Consider the following 19,769-nt stretch of genomic DNA (forward strand, 5'->3'; position numbering starts at 1 on the left):
TCATTTCATGAAAACAACACTGATTCTATCCCTTCTTATCAGCACAACATTTTTACAGGCACAATCTTCTTTACAGGCCTTCCGTATGGGCCGCACTACCGGCAAACTACCCTATATAGAATATGGCCCTGGTGATGACAGGCTGGGTGGCGCTAAAATGACCTACATAGATACTAACGTGGTGGTATGTGTGGTAGACAGCCTGAAGGATGATTATAAAGTACGGCTTTCAGAAAGACACTATGCTTTTATGCCCAAAACTGCCGTTAAGTTTGATTCATTGATAGCTTTACGCCCTTACTACCTTACCCAAAACTTTCAGGTATATGGCGATTCGGCGTATGATTATGTAAAAATAAATCTGGATCAGAAGCTGCCTTATAAAAGTATTCAGCAAATAAGTCCCTCACGCATAGCAGTAGATATTTATGGCGCTACCAGCAATACCAACTGGATTACACAGCTTACCTCCGCCACGGAAATTAAAAACGTGTATTATGAGCAAACAGAAGATGATGTATTCCGTACCATTATAGAACTGAAACATACCCAGCATTGGGGGCATCATATTTATTACGATAGTGCATCAACCAGACTGGTAATTCGTGTAAAGCGCCAGCCTTACCCATTAACGTTACGCAATCTGCGTGTAGCTATTGATGCAGGCCATGGTGGCAGCAACTCCGGAGCAGAAGGTGTTAAAAGCCGCCAGCTGGAAAAAAACCTTACACTGCTTTTTGCACGCCAGTTGGAAAGCACACTACGGGAATCCGGAGTGAAAGATATCTATATGACACGCACCAAAGACACAACTATTGGTATGCCGGAACGAATAGAAGCGCTGCTACGCTTTGAGCCCGACGTGCTGATAAGCCTTCACTTCAACTCTTCCAACATAGATACTGTTCGTGGTACAGGTACCTTTTACAGGTATATAGGCTTTCGCCCACTAACCCAGGCTATATTAAAACAAATGCTGAGCCTGGGACTGGAGGAGTATGGCAATGTTGGCAATTTCAATTTTGCCCTAAGCGGTCCCATAGAATATCCCAATGCCCTGGTAGAAGTTGCATTCCTTAGCAACAAAGAGGAAGAGAAAATGATATTAGATCCTGCATTCCGTGCTAAAGTAGCTGCACGTATTCAGAGAGGTCTGCAAAACTGGCTGGCGGGTATGAATTAACTTAATTGCAGGCATTGCAGACTGAACTTGCAAAGCACAGTCTGTAATGCCTGCTTTGATAACCTATTCAGAAATGCCGCCTGCAGCAGCTTTATCCACAAACCACATCAGATGACCTTTTTCAGGTCTTATCACCTGCGAAGGATACACATCAGGCTGATGAGCCCCTGTTATCACCTCTTTCAATACCACTGCCTTATTAGCACCCGCTGCCAGAAAAGCAACCGCTGCCGATTTATTTACCACCGGAGCAGTAAGTGTAATACGATACATGTTTTGCGACTCCAGCCACAGCGAAGTAGCCCAGCGTTGCTGCTCATGTATCACTTCTGTTTTACCAGGAAATAACGACAATGTATGCCCATCATCACCCATGCCCAGTAATACCAGATCAAAGGTGGTAGGTGTATTATCAAAATAAGCGTGCAGAATACTTTCATACGCCGCTGCTGATGCTTCCGGCTCCAGATCGGTACGCATAATATGAATCTGTTCTGCCGGCACAGGGACATGATTCAACAACGTATCATAAGCCATTTTAGCATTGCTCAGTTCATTGTCAATGGGCACATAACGCTCATCACCCCAGAATATATGCAGCTTGCTCCAGTCAATTTTATCGCGGTATGCCTCTGTTATCAGTAACTCATGCAGCTTTTTAGGCGTGCTTCCGCCCGATAAGGCAATAGTAAAGCGGTCCTGCTTTTCCAGTACCTGACCAATATACTGTACCAGCCAGTTGGCAACGCTGGTACTCAGTTCTTCCATGTTATCCGCAATGTGCAATTGCATACAGTAGTATTTAAAATAAGATAGCCGGTTACCAGCTGCCCGCAGTACAGAAAACCTGTTATACTGCTAAAGCAGAAAAGTTACCGGCCATCAGAACAAATTCAGTTATTACGATTTTACCGGCAGCGATACCCAGTTATGCCCGTCTCTGGCAATCAGCGCTTCGGCATCTTCCGGCCCCCAGCTATCCGGTGCATAGTTTGGAAAATCAACAGGTGGCCTTGCTTCCCATGCTTCAATAATAGGCATTACTACCTTCCAGCCAGCTTCTACCTGGTCGGCACGCATAAACTGGGTAGCGTTACCCTCCATTACATCCAGCAATAAAGTTTCGTATGCTTCCGGCTCATGTCCGTCATACGCATCTTTGTAGCTGAATATCATATCAACAGGATTCAGCTGCATAGACTGGCCGGGGCGCTTGGCCTGAAAACGTAACCGGATATCCATTTCAGGCTGAATGCTGATGGTTAAACGGTTGGGACGCCAGGTTTCAGCTGCTTCCTGTGGAAACGCATAGTGCGGAGCCTGCTTAAATTCAATAGAAATAATGGTTGTTTTCTGGTGCATAAACTTGCCGGTACGCACGTAAATAGGTACACCCTGCCAGCGCCAGTTATCAATAAAAAACTTGGCAGCCGCAAAAGTTTCTACCGGAGATTTAGAATCTACATTCTTCTCCTCACGATAGGCTTTCACTTTATTGCCCTTCATCCAGCCACTGTTATACTGGCCACGAACAGCGTACTCGTGTACCTGCTCTCTGCTAATGGGTCTGATGGCGTTTAACACATCCGTTTTCTTATTACGGATTTCGTTGGCATCAAAAGATACAGGGGCTTCCATAGCAATCATACACAGCAACTGCAGAATATGGTTCTGCACCATATCGCGCAAGGCACCGGATTGCTCGTAATACCCACCACGATCTTCCACCCCTACGGTTTCCGCAGCAGTAATCTGAATATGGTCAATATAATTGCGGTTCCAGATAGGTTCAAACAACGCATTGGCAAAACGAAGGGCCAGAATGTTCTGTACGGTTTCCTTACCCAGGTAGTGATCTATACGGTAAATCTGATCTTCTGTAAAAATGTTGTTCAGCAGGTTGTTCAATTCCCGCGCACTTTTCAGGTCGTGTCCAAATGGCTTTTCTACTACAATACGTACAGTTTGTGTGTCTTTACACCATTTTAAACCGCCTAGTTTGGTAGCAATATCAGGCACCAGCTGAGGAGCTACTGCCAGGTAGAAAATTACAGTTGCATGCACACCCCATTCCGCTTCATACTGTTTAACCACCTCGGTCATGGTATGGTAAGCTTCAGGGTCACCCGCATCCATCTGCAGGTATTGCACGTGCTGAGAAAAATCTCCCCATGCTTTTTCCTCCCCCTTACGGCGGGAGAACTCCTGAATACCTTCCAACAGGTGCGTTCTGAATTTATCATCGGAATAAGCAGTACGGCCCAGGCCTATCACTGCAAATTTTTCCGGCATCCAGTTATCAATAAACAGGTTGTATAAAGCGGGTGTCAGCTTACGCTGATTCAGGTCGCCACTGCCACCAAAAATAAAGAGGATGGAGGCTGGTGGTTTTATTGTTGATTCTGACATGTTATGCTTGTTTTAAAGATTATGCACCCCATTCGGTGTGAAAACTACCTTCTTTATCAATACGCTGGTACGTATGTGCACCAAAGTAATCGCGCTGCGCCTGTATCATATTCGTGGCCATTCTTTCTGTGCTGTAAGCATCAAAGTAAGCCAGCGCACTCATTAAACCGCCAACAGGTACCTGCTGCTGAACAGCAGTAATAATTACGCCACGCAGGCTGGCTTGCTTCTGCTGCACAATAGCAGCCAGCGGACCATCCAGCAGAATGTTCGCCAGTTGCGGATTGCTGTTGTAAGCCTTATAAAAATCCTGCAACAGGGTAGAGCGGATAATACAACCGCCTCTCCACGACTTAACCACATCCTGTAATGGAATATCCATCTTCAGTTCGCGCGAAGCCTGGAACAACATAGCCAGCCCCTGTGCGTAACATAGAATAATAGCCGTATACAGCGCTTCTCCCGCCTGCTGAATCAACACCTGCTTCTCGCCGGAGAAAGGCTTCACAGCAGTGTTATACAGTTTAGCAGCCTCTACACGCTCCGCCTTATAGCCGGAAATAGTACGCATAGCCACAGCCGTATCAATAGTAGGTACCGCCACAGGCAATTCCATAGCATCCTGCGAGGTCCATTTACCGGTACCTTTAGAACCGGCTTTGTCCAGAATCATATCCAACAACCTGTTGTTGGTAGCATCATCTTTCTGCAGAAATATATCGCGGGTAATTTCAATCAGAAACGATTGCAGATCGCCTTCATTCCATTGTTTAAATACCTCATATAACTCATCGTTGTTTAAACCTGCACCTTTGTGCAACAGGTCGTATACTTCGCTTATCAGCTGCATAATGGCGTATTCAATACCGTTATGCACCATCTTCACATAGTGTCCTGCCGCATCTTTACCCATATAGGCAGTACAAGGTTCGTTGTTTACTTTAGCGGCAATAGCCTCCAGTAAAGGTTTTACATGCTGATAGGCTTTTTCATCGCCACCCGGCATAATGCTGGGGCCGGTGCGGGCGCCATGTTCGCCACCCGATACGCCCATGCCCATAAAATGAACACCTTTTTCTTCCAGGTATTTTACACGACGCAGCGTGTCTGAATAATGCGAGTTACCGCCATCAATAATTACATCACCCTTTTCCACCAGCGGCAGCAGGCTTTCAATTACATCATCCACCGGTTTGCCGGCAGGCACCAGCATCATTACTTTACGCGGTGTTTGTAATTGCTGCACCATACTTTCCAGGCTGCCTACGCCTTTTACCACCGTACCGGCAGTAGCAGCTGCTTCCAGCGAGCCCGTTTTCTGTGCATCCTTATCAAATCCAATCACACTAAATCCATGATCAGCCATGTTCAGTAACAGGTTCCTGCCCATTACTCCAAGACCTATCATCCCGAAGTCATATTTATTCTCCATGGTGTATAGTTTGTCAATTTACTACGCAATTTAACCATATGCAACGATAATCAGTTGTATAAAGGATAGGTTAAATGGTAAAATTGACAGAATGAAGACGTTACTTTTACAGTAAAATAATAATACAATGAGTAAACTGGTAGAGGAATTTAACGATTACCGCGCTAAGATGAACGAGGTAATATTAAGTAAGGATAACCTGGTGATGAAACGCCTGTGGAACCTTGATACCAATACCTACGAAGATGGTGCACTGGATAAAAAAACCAAGGAAATGCTGGGTCTGGTAGCCAGTATGGTGCTGCGTTGTGATGATTGTATTAAATACCACCTGGGCAAAAACCACGAATTGGGTGTAACCACTAAAGAAGTATATGAAATTTTTGCGGTAGCTAATATTGTGGGCGGAACCATTGTAGTGCCACATACCAGAAGAGCTGCGGAATATTGGGAAGAATTACAGGGCAGCCCGGAAGAATAATGGTTATTTTTTTTAAATACCCTGTAAACAGGTAGGATAATAACCAACATCTTTGCACACCTGATATTATCTGTTCCATTATAAGGCCGGATAACACTGGTTTGCCCGGAAGTGACTGAGCATATAAATAAATTACAATCAACCACTTACCAGCAAAGTAGGTGGCTTTTTATACCACACAATTCTCAACTTGCAGTAGCTACAAATTTTCATCGGAATTCTCCCGTGAAAAATCACGGTACTATTGGTGGTAAATTCCGTTTTTTCCCCGCCGTAGTTGTGCCATCTTTGAATCCGAAATCAGAACGATGCCTGCTTTACGATAAACGATTTTCATTGGGGGTTATATGCTGACACAACTACGGCGACTTTTCAGTCGCCGTTATTATTTTAGTTAATGCATCTCCTTTTCTGCCAGTTCATAAATCTTATTCTTCTTCCATTCGTACCATTGCATAGGCATGGCTTTCTTCATCAGCGTATCTATATTACGCATACCCACCAGGTTCCATACGCCCTTCAGCTTTCCACTCATAGAGCTGTTTAAAGCACGGAGGCTCATGGCAAAACCATTATCCAGATATTCCATATGATGCCAGTAGCCACCCGGCATAAACAAGGTATCACCATGCTCCAGCGTAACCTCATACCCCTTTGCAAATTGAATAGCCGGAAAGTCCCGGGTATTCAGCTTGCTCTTATCCGCATCGTAATAGTTGCTGAAATCGGCCATACTCAGCACTTCAAAAGGACGGCGATACAGTTTATGCTGCTCTTTATAAGGAAACAACAGCACCTTCTTCCGGCCCGCAAACTGTGTGTGAATAATATGGCTTAAATCAATATCAAAGTGCATATGAGTAATAGAGCCCTTACCACCCACAAACAACATAGGCACCCTTTTTACAAAGCCTTTCATTAAATGGTCTGGCCAGGTAAAATCGTTGGTAAGCTGCGGCGCATGATTAAAAATGTTGAACAGAAAAATTCTCCAGGCAGCCTCTTTATCGGGGTGTTCATGAATTTTGTCTACATACTTTCCAAAAGTAGTGTAGTCGTCTGCGGTGTTAATAGGCGTGTAAGCATCGCTTTTTACATTATTATAAATCCCTACTTTCTTATCCCCCACAATCTCCTTAAAGTAATCCCATGTCCATTTTTGATAAGCTGGCCATTGTTTAGATAAGTTTCTGATTACAACGGGTATCTGCGGTTCAAAATAGTTGGTTCTGAACGCTTCCGCTGAAATATTATCCACTAAATCAACAGAACGTAGTAGCATGACAAGAGTGTTTGCATGCAAAATTAATATTTGGGATTTATTCACGGTAAACAATTCATCCGGCACACTTCCTGTAAACCAATAGTTGGTAACTAAAACCTATCTTTCCATATGCTTTTAGAAATTCATCCGGCAGATCCCCAGCCCAGACACATCAAAACCATTGTTGAATGCCTGCGCGACGGCGGCGTTATTATTTACCCTACCGATACCATTTACGGTTTGGGATGCGACATTTCTCAGCACAAGGCCATTGAAAGGGTGTGCAGAATAAAACAGATTGACCCGCAGAAAGCCAACCTCAGCTTTATCTGTTACGACCTCAGCGATCTGAGCCGTTACACCAAAAGCATTTCCACACCGCTGTACCGGATATTAAAAAGCTACCTGCCCGGCCCGTATACTTTTATCCTGCCTGCCAGTAAAGAGGTACCTAAAATACTGCAAAGCAAAAAAAGCACAGTAGGCCTCCGTGTTCCGGACAATAACATTGCCCGCACCATTATTCAGCAACTGGGCAATCCTATTTTGTCCGCATCGCTACCAGGCGACATGGTAGAAGAATATACAGATCCCGAACTCATTTACCGCAATTTCAGTAAACTGGCAGATATTGTAATTGATGGTGGAACAGGGGGAATGATTCCTTCTACGGTGGTAGACTGCACAGGTGACGAGCCGGTGGTTACCCGGAAAGGCCTGGGGGAATGGAAAGAAGAATAGATTAATCCTCCAATATAGAAAGCTGTGTAGACGCAATATTAAAACTCCTGCGGTGATACCGGCAAAGTCCGTGCTGGTCAATGGCATTCCGGTGCGCCTGGGTGCCATACCCTTTATTCTGCGCCCAGTTATAATGCGGAAACTCGTCGTGCAACTGCTTCATATAAGCATCCCGGTAAGTTTTGGCCAGCACACTGGCGGCCGCAATACTGGCATAGGTAGCATCGCCTTTAATAATACACTGGTGGCGGATATCAGGGTAAGGCGTAAACCGGTTTCCATCTATCAGCAGCAATTCAGGAATTACTTTCAGCTGATCAATGGCCAGATGCATAGCCTTAAAAGAAGCTTTTAGAATATTAATGCGGTCAATTTCTTCCTCTGCTACCATAGCCACCGCGTAGCTGATGGCATGTTCTTCAATATAAGATCGCATCGCATCGCGCTCCGCTTCTTTCATCTGCTTGCTGTCGTTCAGCAGCGGATGCGAAAACTGAGCCGGTAAAATTACAGCAGCCGCAAACACAGGACCTGCATAACATCCCCGGCCGGCTTCATCACACCCGGCTTCAATCGTCTTATCCTGATAATACCCTGCGAGCATACCGTAAAGATAAGTGTATATTAATTATCATAGGTTACCTTTGCAGCGCTAAAAACAAGACGACGATGAGCAGTTCTAACAGCGCATACATAAGATACACAAGATTTGTACTGGTATTTGTTTTTGTAGTAATTGCAGCAGGTGGTATAGTACGTATGACGCAGAGTGGTATGGGCTGCCCCGATTGGCCGCGTTGTTTTGGCAGCTGGATTCCGCCTACCGATGCCAGCCAGTTACCGGCTGATTACGAAAAATACCTGCGCCAGCAGGATATTGACCACACCTTTAATGCACAACATACCTGGACCGAATATATCAACCGCCTGCTCGGTGCGCTGCTGGGCATCTGGATTCTGATACACGTCATCTGGAGTTACCGCAAATTCATTAAAACCAAACCCGTTATCTTCTGGCTGTCGTTTTTGCTACTGCTCGCCACCGGTATACAGGGTTGGTTAGGTAAACGAATAGTAGATGCTAATTTGGCCGTGGTAAAAATAACCACCCACATGCTGGTAGCGCTGGTAATTGCCATTGTACCGGTAATCATACTCCGCAAGCTGAAAGCAATTACACCCGTACAGGACAAAGGCACCAAATGGCTGGCGTTGATTACGCTGCTGCTATTACTGGTGCAGATTGTACTGGGTACTGAGGTAAGAGAGCAGATTGATGAAATATCCCGCTCGTTAAACTACCTGCAACGGGAATTATGGATTGGCCGGCTGGATTTCTTTTTTACCCTGCACAAAGCCTTTGCCTGGGTAGCAGCTATAGGCTGTGTGGCCCTCTTCTGGCGTGCTTTACCCCATAAAGAACTGGCAGGCTTAGGCGCATGGACTTTTGTAGTAGTGCTTCTAACGCTTTTGCTGGGGCTGGGTATGAATTATCTCAATGTTCCTGCTATAGCGCAACCGCTGCATCTGCTCTCATCCAGCCTGCTGTTTGTACTGGTATATGCCCTGTTATTAAGGGTGAAATAGCACCCCAAACAGGTGCGGTTTAATACCAGGTTTTCGTAATTTAAATGTACATTGTACGGGAAAAGAACCTGAAGGTTTTAGGCCGGTTTGTCATTTAAAGAGAGGATATGAAAAAGTACCTGGCGGGCATTTTTTATTCATTGCCGGTGCAACTATTTCTGCTGCATTTCAGGCGTTATCAGGTGTTTCTGATATTTTGGTATGTACTGTTTGCAACAGTGGCCGGTCATTTTATGGAAGCATATGGTGCCAACGCCCTTTATCTGGCGCCGGAATATCTGGGCGAGGTAAGCGCTCTCGGAACGGCTATAGTGGGTTTTACTATAGGCACGTTTATCATGAGCTGGAACATCACCACATTTATACTGCACAGCAAAAACATCCGTTTTCTGGCCACCACCGCCCAGCCTTTTCTTAAGTACTGCATTAACAACGCTATCATCCCCATTCTATTCCTGGCCTTCTATTTACACCATGCCATAGAATATGAACGCTACCGCGAACTGAACTCGGTAAAGAATATTTTCCTGCTCACGGGTGGATTTGCCGGAGGCTTTGTATTGGCGTTGATTATTTGTTTTGTGTATTTCTTTGGCGCAGATAAAACTATTTACAGAAGCATGGCCTCGGTAATAACCGATGCACATAAAAATTATCAGAAAGCACTAAAGCGCAAGCCGCTGCCCGCAGAGAAAAAAGACCTGCGTGTGGAATGGTTTCTGAGCGCCACACTGCACCTGCGCAAACCCCGCGATGTAAGGCACTATCCGCAGGAGTTTCTGGATCTTATTTTCAAACGCCACCACTTCTCCGCTGTTATCGCAATTCTGCTGGCTTTTATTTTATTGGTAGGCATAGGTTTCCTGTCTGATAACTCCATTTTTCAGGCACCTGCCGCCGCCAGTATTACCCTGTTATTTGCCATTTTGATAGGGGTGGCGGGGGCGCTATCTTCCTTTTTACATAGCTGGACCATCCCGCTGGTAGTGGTATTGTATCTGGGCGTAAACTGGATGTACCAGAACGATATTATTGATCTGCGTAATAAAGCATACGGCCTTAATTATAACAGTTCTGTTATGCGCCCGCTGTACAACCGGGAAACCGTACAGGCAATGGCCTCTCCCGAAAATGAAGCAGCAGATAAAGCACAGTTTCTGCAACGCCTGGAACACTGGAAAAGTAAACAGCAAAAAGAAAAGCCCACAATGTTTCTTATTAACGTTAGCGGCGGCGGTACCCGCAGCGCTACTTTTACTATGAATGTGCTGCAACGGCTGGACAGTATAGCACAAGGCAAACTGATGCAGCAAACAGTACTGATAAGCGGCGCCTCCGGGGGCATGCTGGGTGCAGCTTATTTCAGAGAACTATACCTGCAGAAAAAACTGGGCCGCATCAGCAGCCTGCAAAGCAAAACCTGGGTAGATGATATATCTAAAGACTTGCTGAACCCACTGTTTTCTTCCTTTATTTCCCGCGACCTTATTGGACCCGCTAAAAAATTTACACTCGACAGTAATGCTTATATAAAAGACCGCGGATATGCCTTTGAACGAAAACTGAACGAAAACACACATGGGCTGCTGAACAAACCGGTAGGCGATTATCTGCTGCCGGAAGACACTGCACTTATCCCCACTATGCTTTTTAATTCTGTAATCAGCCGCGATGGCCGTAAAATGATTATTGCTACCAGGCCCGCCCGCTTTTTAATGCGTGGCGTTACCGATAGCAGCAATGTTACCCAGGGCGATGCAGATGCTATAGACTTCAACTCGCTGTTCAGCCACCAGAAAGCGATGAATGTGCGGGTAACATCGGCGCTGCGCATGAATGCAACTTTCCCTTATGTATTACCCAACGTGTGGCTGCCTACACAGCCGGTTATTGATGTAATGGACGCCGGCCTGCGCGATAACTATGGGCAGGAAACCTCCCTGCGCTTTGTACAGGCTTTCCATAGCTGGCTACAGAAAAACGTAAGTAAAGTGGTGTTGATTCAGATACGCGACCGTAAGCAGGGCGAGTGGGATGAACCTAAGGAAAACAGCAGCCTGCTCAGCTTTTTAACCAAACCTTTCCTGCTGCTGCAAAACAACTGGTTCCGGCTACAGGATTATTATCAGAACGATCAGCTGGAATATATGTACAGCAGCTTTGGCGATCAGTTTCACCGGCTTTGCTTTCAGTATATTCCTGCACATAAAGATGCACATGCCTCTCTTAGCTTTCACCTCAATGCCAGTGAAAAACAAGACATTGCAGAAACATTGAATAGCCCTTCCAACAAACAGGTGTTCGAGGCCTTTAACCTGCTGCTGCAATAAGCCCGTTTTCCTTTACAATTTCTTTACAATTGCGTTACAATGTAATAATGGCCCAATAATATACAGATAACATTTGTTAGGGAGTTTTGATAAACCAAAATTCCAAATGGAAAGAAGGCCAGTTGATGTAGTGGTAATGAGCGACATGCACCTGGGTACGTATGGATGCCACGCACAGGAAATTGTAAACTATCTCAAAAGTATTCAGCCCCAGATTCTGGTATTGAACGGCGATGTTATAGACGGCTGGCAATTCAGCAAACGCTATTTCCCGGTAGCCCATATGCAGGTGATTAAAGAAATCATGAGCCTGCTAAGCAAAGGAACCCGTGTTATTTATATAACCGGAAACCATGATGAAGTAATGCGCCGTTACAGCGACATACAGATTGGCAACTTTCAGCTTACCGATAAAATGGTAATGGAAATTAATGGTAAAATGACCTGGATTTTCCATGGCGATGTATTTGATGCCACTACCAAAGGCAGCGCTAAAATACTGGCCAAACTGGGCGGGCATGGTTACGACCTGCTGATACTGCTGAACCGTTGTATTAACTGGATGCTGAAACTGGTAGGCCGCGAAAAAATGAGCTTCAGCAAAAAGGTAAAGAATAGCGTGAAGAAGGCTGTGTCGTGGATTGCCGATTTTGAGCAAACTGCCGCAGAACTGGCTATCAAGAAAAAATACGACTACGTTATCTGTGGTCATATTCACCAGCCTCAGAAAAGGGTTATTGAAACCAAAGACGGCAGTGTTACCTACCTCAACAGTGGGGATTGGGTTGAAAACCTTACCGCACTGGAATACGCACACAACGAATGGACCATATATCAGTACGATGCTAAAAACTTCAATTCATCCAACGTGGTGGAAATGAGTAAAAAGCTGCCGCAGTTAAATGTGGTTACTGAAGAAGTTATGATGTTTCAACCCGAAGCCCTGAACAGCAGGGTAGCCATGGCAGCTACCCCTTTCTTTCATTTTATAAACCAAACACTGTAAAACGCCGGTTATGAAAATATTTTATGCAGTACAGGCAACAGGAAACGGACACATTGCAAGAGCAATGGAACTGGTACCCTACCTTCAGCAATATGGCCAGGTAGATGTGTTCCTCAGCGGAACCAACAGCGACCTGCCTTCCGCATTGCCTGTAAAGTATAAAAGCAAAGGCGTATGCCTTTTCTACGGCAACAATGGTGGCCTGGACTATCTTAAAATGGCGCGTGCTTTTAAACCGGTAAGATCCTGGAAAGAAGCAAAAGACCTTCCGGTAGAGAAGTACGATATTGTTATTAACGACTTTGAAAGCATCACTTCACTCGCCTGTAAATTAAAAGGAGTTCCTTCCATCAATTTCGGGCACCAGGCAAGCTTTCAGTCTGCCAATACCCCACGCCCTAAACGTAAAGATCTGGTGGGTGAAATGATTCTGAAGCATTATGCCAAAGCCGCTGATTATGTAGGCCTGCATTTTGACAGATACGATAATTTCATCTTCTCTCCGGTAATTAAACAACAGGTGTTACAGGCCCAGCCTGAAAACTATGGCCACGTAACGGTATACCTATCTCACTATTCTGATGAAGTAGTAGCCAACAGTCTGCGCCAGGTAAAAGATGTACGGTTTGAAGTATTCTCTAAAAAGGTGAAAACAAAAACCCGGCAGGGCAATATCACTTTTTTGCCCATTGGCAACGAAGCCTTCAGTGAAAGTATGATTAACAGTTACGGGGTAATTACAGGTGCCGGCTTTGAAACACCCGCAGAAGCATTATACCTGCAGAAGAAGCTGTTATGCCTGCCTATTAAAGGCCAGTACGAACAATTGTGCAACGCAGCAGCACTGGAAAAATTTAATGTGCCTGTAGTAGAAGGTATAGACAATGCATTTGCCGGAAAGGTAAACAACTGGTTAAATGCTCCGGCTCCTGCCGCTCTGCAGCTGAGCCATACTACTTATGAGCTGGTGCAGCATGTGGTGGAAAAAGCCAGAGCATTCAAAAAGCAAAAAGGATTCGGTTCGCTGCTTAATCCGGAAGACTGGGCAGCAACTACCTACTGATATTTACAGGCTGCCTGCCAGTAATACCTGCCAGGCGGCTTCTACTTTACCCTCCCGCAATAGTTCTGCTGCATACAAGTGCAGTTCTTTATCCATATCGTCCGGGTTAATAGCGTAGTACTGTACTATATTCTTCAACCGGTCATCTGTATACGCGGGGTTTACCACCGGCATTTCATGCACATTAGCCAGTTGTCCCAGATCATTTCCGGTAAGCACAGCACTGTTTTTAATTGGCAGCGGTAAGGCATCTATACCAATGCCCAGCTGGGTATTAGGCTTTGCTACCTTAAACAGATTGCTGCTGTTAACAGCGCAATACCAATCGCCCCCCAAACGGGCAATATGCTGTATTTTCAATTGGTCTATGGCTCCTTTCGCATCCAGAATGCTGTCATCAATATGCATACACAGCACCTCACAAATCACCAGGTTGCCTGCTCCGCCGTCTGTACCCAGCGCCTTTACTTCCAGCACCCGGCACTCCAGCTTTATCTTACTCTCTTTTACCAATGGAGGTGCTACACGATGCGCCTTTTCCGGCGTAAAGCCTGCTTTGGCAAACTCACTGGTACCTTTAGGATATTCACAGCTGGCTAATGAAACCTGCTGCACCATATCATAATCTGCTATATTAATTACCACTTCCGGCACTTCCAGTACGTTCTCCAGTGTATGTTTTACTGTATTATCTCTTACCCGCCGTGAGGGAGAAAAAATAACCACAGGCGGAGCACTGGAAAACAGATTGAAAAAGCTGAAAGGGCTAAGATTTACATTTCCTTCTTTATCAATAGTACTTGCAAAGCAAACCGGACGCGGCGCTATGGCCGACTGCAGATAACCATGTCTTTCCGCAGTTGGCATTGTATCAAGCTGTAAAAGCATATAACCGTTTTACGGAGTGATTATTTTTTTCTTTTCAGAATGCTCCAACCAGTGTCTTCAGCAACAATGGTATTGGTAAGCCTGCCCAATGCACCTACTTCCATTTCCACTACATCACCAGCCTGTAACCACTGCTCTTTATAATCAGGATTATTCAGTTTACCGGTACCATTCAGTTCCAGAAAACAACCGGTACCCACCGTGCCGCTGCCTATAACATCACCAGCATGTAAGTCTACCCCGTAGCTGCAACGCTCTATAATTTCTGCAAAGGTCCAGTCCATCTGGTTTACGTTGCCATCACTTACCTGTACACCATTCACAAAACATTTCATAGGCAAATTCCAGTTTTTGCCGGTATGCCCCTCTTTGGCAGGCACTTCAAAAGCTGCCAGCTCGTCCAGCGTAACCAGCACAGGGCCAATAATGGTAGAAAAGTCTTTTCCCTTTGCAGGTCCCAGGTTCAGCAGCATTTCCTCCATCTGTAAACGGCGCGCACTCATATCGTTCATAATCATCAGCCCGCCTATATAGCTGTCTGCCTCTTCAGCATGGATGTTCCGGCCACCTTTACAAATAACAATAGCCACTTCCAGCTCAAAATCCAGCTTCTCAAAATGGTCAGGCATACAACGTACTTTGCCTGGCCCCTGTATAGAATGGTGATTGGTAAAATAGAAGATAGGATACTGATCAAACTCAGGTATCATAGGCACATTTCGGTTACGGCGGGCCGCTTCCACATGCTGGCGAAAAGCGTAACCATCACGGCAGCTGGAAGGAAAAGGCACCGGAGCCAGTAACTGAACCTGTGCCAGCGGCTGTCCCTTTTCTTTACCCACACGGCCTTGTTCTATGCTTTTTTCTATGTCCTGTAATAGCGGAAAAGAGTCTTCCCAGTAATTCAGCAGCATGCCCATACTGTTGGGTAGCTCCGGGTGTACCGCTTCAAGGTTATATACATAATCGTTTAACAGCAGCCCCAGGTGATCGTGACCATCCTGCAGATAAGAAACAAGTTTCATTTGTATAGATTAGGTTTATAAAAGGCCGTTACGAATCCGGAAGGGTTCATATGGCGCCAATGCAAATCGCGACCAAAAATAAGGGGAAAATCTGGCTTGGTCATCATAATTACAGCGCTCTTAAGCAACTGCAAATCATCATGTTATTAAAATAATCTCTATTGTTAGACGTAATAAAATCCACCAAAAGCTGTCTTGCAGCGCCCTTTTTCCTGATATACTTTTGTATCAGAAAATAAAATAGCAGGTTACCCAAAAGGAAAACAGCTGTTGAAAACAAACAAAATCATGAATACACAATCATTCCGCAACACAATCACCAAATCAGTAGCAGCCGTAGTAGTAGCCATGTTACTGTTAGTTGCAAGTCCCTTCTCCGGTAAAGCCAATAACAACAATAAGGAAGAAGCAGCCCGTTTCGAAAACCAGGTTTCTGTACAATATGCTGGCGCCAGCGAAAACGCAGTAATGTTCCGCGTTGCATTTGCAAACCCCGAAGCACAGAAGTTTACGCTCACTATTAAAAACGAAGCGGGCGACGTACTGTACCGTGGCCACTTTAACAACGCCAACTTCAGCAAAACAGTACACCTGTTAAACGAAGAAAACGAAATGAGTCCCGTTTTCATCATCAGCAATGGCGATCAGAAAATTGAGCGTAGCTTTACAGTAAACAGAACTACCGGTACCACTGAAGAAGTAGTGGTAAGCAAACAATAATTGATTTTTAGTTTACATAAGATCTGAGAACTAAGCCACGGTTAGCCGTGGCTTTTTTATTGCCGTATCAGCTTCTTCAATATTACCATCTGCCCCAGATGATAATGGGCATGCTCTGCAATACCATGCAGGTTCTTATAAAAAGTGGTTTTACCACTCGCCGTTAGCTCAAACAAACGCTGTTCAGGAAATTGCAGTATTCCTTCTGCCAATGCATGGGCAGATTGCAGGTTGCGGTTTTGAAGCTGCTGCCACTCCTCTTCTGAATGCAGGGCCGGCACATCAAAACCGTTACTCTGAGGTATAGCCGTATAAATATCCAGCAGGCGCTGTAACACCACCTCGTTGTAAAACGTAAGATGGTGCAAAAGCATGGCTATAGTGTTGGGAGAGGCGGGTGTAACAGTAGTTGCCTCACGCAGCGATACATCCTGTAAGGTGTTTTGAATGTTTACTTCAGTCCAGTTGTCACCCTTATGCACATCCAGTACATGTTGGGCAATGTGGTTAAGAAGGCTCATAGTATATGGTTATTGGTATTTCTCAATAACGCCCAGGCCAAATAAAGCAAAATCGTATTTAACCGGGTCGTTTGCATCCAGTGTCCGTAAATACTCCGTCAATTCTAATGCCGCTCTCCAGTCCATTACCGTCCGTTGCAGTAGTTGAAACCTTTTGGCCACCCTGGCCACATGCAAATCAACCGGACAAATCAGCTTTGCAGGAGAAATATTACGCCACAACCCAAAATCAACTCCGTTATTATCCTGCCGCACCATCCAGCGCAAAAACATATTCAGCCGTTTGCAGTTACTGCCTTTATAAGGAGTGGCAATATGCTTGCGCGTACGGGGAGGCGCATCTTCCAGTGAAAAAAAGTAATGATGAAAGCCGGTTAACATGGCTTCAATGTCAGGCCCCCAGCGCGTAAAAGCACTTTCCAGACTATCGTTGGCTGAATAATGATGCTGTAAAAACTCAACAAAATACAACAGATCGGTTGCGTTAAAAGTACGGTGTTTAAAAGCAGTCAGCCGTTTTAACCCATCTATACCCGGGTTCAGACAAAATTCATAAGGGCTGTTGTCCATCAGCAACATCAGCTCCTTCGATTTTTTAATAATAATGGTTCTGTTGCCCCATGCAAAAATCGCTGCAAAAAAAGCAGCGATTTCTATATCCTGTTTCCGGGTAAATAAATGTGGTACGCAAACAGGGTCGTCTTTAATAAAAGAAGGCTGGTTATACTGTTCCACCTTCCTGTTAAAAAACTCCCGCAGTTTTTCCTGTGAAAACGCTTTCTCCATTGTTAACCAATAGCCTGCTTCAGGTCAGCAATCAGATCATCTATATCTTCAATACCTACACTTAAACGTATCAGCGAATCGGTAAGCCCGTTTTTTAAACGTTCTTCCCTGGGTATAGATGCATGCGTCATACTGGCCGGATGGTTAATCAGCGATTCCACACCGCCCAGGCTTTCCGCCAGGGAAAACACGGTAGTAGAGCTTAATACTTTATTAGCTGCTTCTATACTTTCATCCTTCAACGTAAAGCTAAGCATGCCCCCAAAACCACGCATCTGCCTTTTGGCAATTTCGTAGTTTGGATGATCTTCAAAACCACACCAGTACACCTTACCCACCTTAGGATGGTTACGTAGATAATGGGCTACCTTTTCTCCATTCTCACAATGGCGTTGCATGCGCACATGCAGGGTTTTTATACCTCTCAGTACCAGAAAACAGTCCTGTGGACCCGGTACTGCGCCACAGCTCTTTTGTAAAAAATACAATTGATCACGCAGGGCTACATCATTCATCATTAAAGCACCCTGTATCACATCACTGTGCCCACCCAGATATTTGGTAGCCGAATGCATCACCAGGTCAGCACCCAAATCCAGCGGATTCTGTAAATAGGGTGAGGCAAAAGTATTATCCACACACAGCAGCAATTTGTGCTCCTTTGTAATGCGGGCAATAGCGGCTATATCAGCTATATTCATTAACGGATTGGTTGGCGTTTCCATCCATACCAGTTTGGTATTACCGTTAACGAAGGGAACAATATTTTCAGCCTGCTGCATGTTTACATAATGAAAGCGGATACCAAATTTCTCATACACTTTGGTAAACAGGCGGTAAGTACCACCATACATATCACTTGCTGCAATTACTTCATCACCTGGTTGCAACAGCTTAATTACGGTATCAGTAGCAGCCACACCACTGCTGAAAGCCAGCCCAAACTGTGCATTTTCAATGGCAGCAAATGCCCTTTCCAATGCAAAACGCGTGGGATTTTGCGAACGGGCATATTCATACCCCTTATGCTGCCCCGGGGCTTCCTGCACAAAAGTAGAAGTCTGATAAATAGGTGTCATTACCGCACCGGTAGAGGGGTCAGGCTCTGCGCCTGCATGTATAATCTTAGTGGCAAGTTTCATATTCCGCTGTTTACAGTGTTATCGGTAAGCTTATTTTCTGGTTGTCCCACATCACAATCAAATTCGCGCCCGCTTTGGTGTCTTCAAAATAAATAGTCAGAAACTCAATTACTTCATTCAGCTTCTGCACAGGTGCATCTGCCCGTAAAGCATCTTTACGTGGGTTTTGAATCAACCCCCAGTAATCCTTTTCCGTGTTAAAAGCTACTGTCCATTTATTTTCACTGCAAATGCCGTATAAAGTATAACGCCCTTTAGGAAGCGTTTTACCATAGATTTTTACGTTCCTGAAAAACTCAATCTCAGTAGCTTCGTTGGCACCCATACGCCATATTTCATTGTAATGTACCAGTTCGCCAAAAATGCGGCGGCCGTTACACTGGGGGCGGCTATATAACACCCTGGCTATCGGCTGGTCAGAAGCTTTGCCGTTCATTTTAAGAATGGGATAATTCTGCGGCCAGTAATTAACATCCATGGGAGATTTGTCTACATCGGTTGGCTTTTGCTGCGCAACACCGGCTAAAGAGAATGCAATTAATAAGCACACCAGAAAAGATCTCATACTCATCTTAAAATTCAGTTTTTTTGCAAAGATAAAGGTACTGTTCCCACGCAAAGGCCTTTAAAAGCGGAAAAAACTCCTGATAACACTGTTGCAGATGCTCATAGTTATTCTCAAAGGCTGCATAAGCTGCAATGGTGTTGCTTTCTTCCAGAAATTTTGCCCGGTAGGTCATTCCCCGGAAAGAGTTTTCAATACACCAGCGATGCCGGTAATTAAACAGCCAGTTTTCTGCCTTCATATAATGCAGCATTCTGGCAAACCGCTCCGGTACCGGGTGGGCTTCTGCGTAACGCTTTAATGCAGAATATGTGCCATCTGTAAAAGAGCGCCAGCCTTCCTCAGAATTTTCCGAGGCATCCTTCGCCAGAAAATGGTCGTATGCAATATCGGTAAATGCCCCTGCATACAAACCCAGCGAAGGGCGGAATACCTGTTTGGCGCTGGCCGTTAACACATGCGCATCCGTAAATTCATCTATGGCCCTGTGCAGCGTAATGCCTTTCTGCACCTCTTCACTATAAGTATATCTCTGCCTGCCTTTTACAAAGTCGCTGAGCATATTGCCCATCAGTATTCCCTCGTCATTAAAAGACAACCAGGCATGCGCCAGGTAATTCATACAC

At 45.1% G+C, this 19,769-nt stretch carries 20 protein-coding genes; 8 read left to right on the plus strand and 12 right to left on the minus strand.

Features of this window, described 5'->3' with window-relative positions; translation table 11 throughout:
• The first annotated feature begins 7 nt into the window (after window positions 1-7).
• Window positions 8-1,183, plus strand: coding sequence for an N-acetylmuramoyl-L-alanine amidase (locus IEY13_RS27295; protein WP_188958478.1), 1,176 nt, complete (start codon window positions 8-10; stop codon window positions 1,181-1,183).
• A gap of 63 nt (window positions 1,184-1,246) precedes the next feature.
• On the opposite strand, the gene pgl is transcribed toward IEY13_RS27295, so the two are convergent.
• The 3 genes from pgl to gnd form a co-directional block, all read right to left on the minus strand.
• Entirely contained in the window at window positions 1,247-1,975 is a 729-nt protein-coding gene (gene pgl, locus IEY13_RS27300; protein ID WP_188958480.1) for a 6-phosphogluconolactonase, read from the minus strand.
• Between the two features lie 108 nt (window positions 1,976-2,083).
• Window positions 2,084-3,592: a glucose-6-phosphate dehydrogenase gene (zwf, locus tag IEY13_RS27305; protein ID WP_188958482.1), complete on the minus strand. Its 1,509-nt coding sequence runs from the start codon at window positions 3,590-3,592 to the stop codon at window positions 2,084-2,086.
• A gap of 19 nt (window positions 3,593-3,611) precedes the next feature.
• Entirely contained in the window at window positions 3,612-5,024 is a 1,413-nt protein-coding gene (gnd, locus tag IEY13_RS27310; protein ID WP_188958484.1) for an NADP-dependent phosphogluconate dehydrogenase, read from the minus strand.
• A 127-nt stretch (window positions 5,025-5,151) separates the two neighbouring features.
• Between gnd and IEY13_RS27315 the strand changes: the two genes are divergently transcribed.
• Complete coding sequence (locus IEY13_RS27315; protein WP_188958486.1) at window positions 5,152-5,505, plus strand: carboxymuconolactone decarboxylase family protein; 354 nt, start codon at window positions 5,152-5,154, stop codon at window positions 5,503-5,505.
• 394 nt (window positions 5,506-5,899) lie between these two features.
• Here IEY13_RS27315 and IEY13_RS27320 read toward each other — a convergent pair whose 3' ends face one another.
• Entirely contained in the window at window positions 5,900-6,787 is an 888-nt protein-coding gene (locus IEY13_RS27320; RefSeq protein WP_188958488.1) for a cupin-like domain-containing protein, read from the minus strand.
• A gap of 111 nt (window positions 6,788-6,898) precedes the next feature.
• Here IEY13_RS27320 and IEY13_RS27325 point away from each other — a divergent pair, with 111 nt between their 5' ends.
• Window positions 6,899-7,510 (plus strand): L-threonylcarbamoyladenylate synthase, encoded by a 612-nt coding sequence (locus IEY13_RS27325; protein WP_188958490.1) that lies wholly within the window; start codon window positions 6,899-6,901, stop codon window positions 7,508-7,510.
• Window position 7,511: 1 nt separating this feature from the next.
• Here the strand turns inward: IEY13_RS27325 and rnhB are convergent, their stop codons facing one another.
• The gene (rnhB, locus tag IEY13_RS27330) at window positions 7,512-8,114 is read right to left on the minus strand and encodes a ribonuclease HII (protein WP_188958492.1); all 603 of its coding nucleotides are present in this window, start codon (window positions 8,112-8,114) and stop codon (window positions 7,512-7,514) included.
• Between the two features lie 65 nt (window positions 8,115-8,179).
• On the opposite strand from rnhB, the gene IEY13_RS27335 reads away from it, so the two are divergent.
• The 4 genes from IEY13_RS27335 to IEY13_RS27350 all read left to right on the plus strand — a co-directional run bounded on the left by IEY13_RS27335 (window position 8,180) and on the right by IEY13_RS27350 (window position 13,496).
• A complete protein-coding gene (locus IEY13_RS27335; protein WP_188958494.1) occupies window positions 8,180-9,097 on the plus strand; it encodes a COX15/CtaA family protein in 918 nt (305 codons plus the stop codon).
• A gap of 107 nt (window positions 9,098-9,204) precedes the next feature.
• Window positions 9,205-11,427, plus strand: a complete 2,223-nt coding sequence (locus IEY13_RS27340) for a patatin-like phospholipase family protein (protein WP_188958496.1) — start codon at window positions 9,205-9,207, stop codon at window positions 11,425-11,427.
• A gap of 106 nt (window positions 11,428-11,533) precedes the next feature.
• Window positions 11,534-12,433 (plus strand): UDP-2,3-diacylglucosamine diphosphatase, encoded by a 900-nt coding sequence (locus IEY13_RS27345; RefSeq protein ID WP_188958498.1) that lies wholly within the window; start codon window positions 11,534-11,536, stop codon window positions 12,431-12,433.
• Window positions 12,434-12,443: 10 nt separating this feature from the next.
• A complete protein-coding gene (locus IEY13_RS27350; RefSeq protein WP_188958500.1) occupies window positions 12,444-13,496 on the plus strand; it encodes a glycosyltransferase family protein in 1,053 nt (350 codons plus the stop codon).
• A 3-nt stretch (window positions 13,497-13,499) separates the two neighbouring features.
• Here the strand turns inward: IEY13_RS27350 and IEY13_RS27355 are convergent, their stop codons facing one another.
• Both IEY13_RS27355 and IEY13_RS27360 read right to left on the minus strand, forming a co-directional pair.
• Window positions 13,500-14,384, minus strand: a complete 885-nt coding sequence (locus IEY13_RS27355; RefSeq protein WP_188958502.1) for a flavin reductase family protein — start codon at window positions 14,382-14,384, stop codon at window positions 13,500-13,502.
• A gap of 20 nt (window positions 14,385-14,404) precedes the next feature.
• Complete coding sequence (locus tag IEY13_RS27360) at window positions 14,405-15,409, minus strand: fumarylacetoacetate hydrolase family protein (RefSeq protein WP_188958504.1); 1,005 nt, start codon at window positions 15,407-15,409, stop codon at window positions 14,405-14,407.
• Between the two features lie 288 nt (window positions 15,410-15,697).
• Here IEY13_RS27360 and IEY13_RS27365 point away from each other — a divergent pair, with 288 nt between their 5' ends.
• Entirely contained in the window at window positions 15,698-16,129 is a 432-nt protein-coding gene (locus IEY13_RS27365; RefSeq protein WP_188958505.1) for a hypothetical protein, read from the plus strand.
• A gap of 56 nt (window positions 16,130-16,185) precedes the next feature.
• On the opposite strand, the gene IEY13_RS27370 is transcribed toward IEY13_RS27365, so the two are convergent.
• From IEY13_RS27370 to IEY13_RS27390, 5 genes are read right to left on the minus strand one after another with little or no spacing between them, the layout of a single operon-like run.
• Window positions 16,186-16,650, minus strand: a complete 465-nt coding sequence (locus IEY13_RS27370) for a DinB family protein (protein ID WP_188958507.1) — start codon at window positions 16,648-16,650, stop codon at window positions 16,186-16,188.
• A 9-nt stretch (window positions 16,651-16,659) separates the two neighbouring features.
• Window positions 16,660-17,436 carry a TIGR02757 family protein gene (locus tag IEY13_RS27375; protein ID WP_188958509.1) on the minus strand — a complete coding sequence of 259 codons (777 nt, stop codon included), beginning with the start codon at window positions 17,434-17,436 and terminating at the stop codon, window positions 16,660-16,662.
• Window positions 17,437-17,438: 2 nt separating this feature from the next.
• On the minus strand, window positions 17,439-18,578 hold the full coding sequence (locus IEY13_RS27380; RefSeq protein WP_188958512.1) for a cystathionine gamma-synthase: 1,140 nt from the start codon (window positions 18,576-18,578) through the stop codon (window positions 17,439-17,441).
• A gap of 10 nt (window positions 18,579-18,588) precedes the next feature.
• Window positions 18,589-19,149 (minus strand): DUF2911 domain-containing protein, encoded by a 561-nt coding sequence (locus IEY13_RS27385; protein ID WP_229688041.1) that lies wholly within the window; start codon window positions 19,147-19,149, stop codon window positions 18,589-18,591.
• A gap of 1 nt (window position 19,150) precedes the next feature.
• Window positions 19,151-19,765: an acyl carrier protein phosphodiesterase gene (locus IEY13_RS27390; RefSeq protein WP_188958514.1), complete on the minus strand. Its 615-nt coding sequence runs from the start codon at window positions 19,763-19,765 to the stop codon at window positions 19,151-19,153.
• Window positions 19,766-19,769 lie beyond the last annotated feature (4 nt).

Source organism: Filimonas zeae (genome assembly GCF_014641615.1).
GTDB lineage: Bacteria > Bacteroidota > Bacteroidia > Chitinophagales > Chitinophagaceae > Filimonas > Filimonas zeae.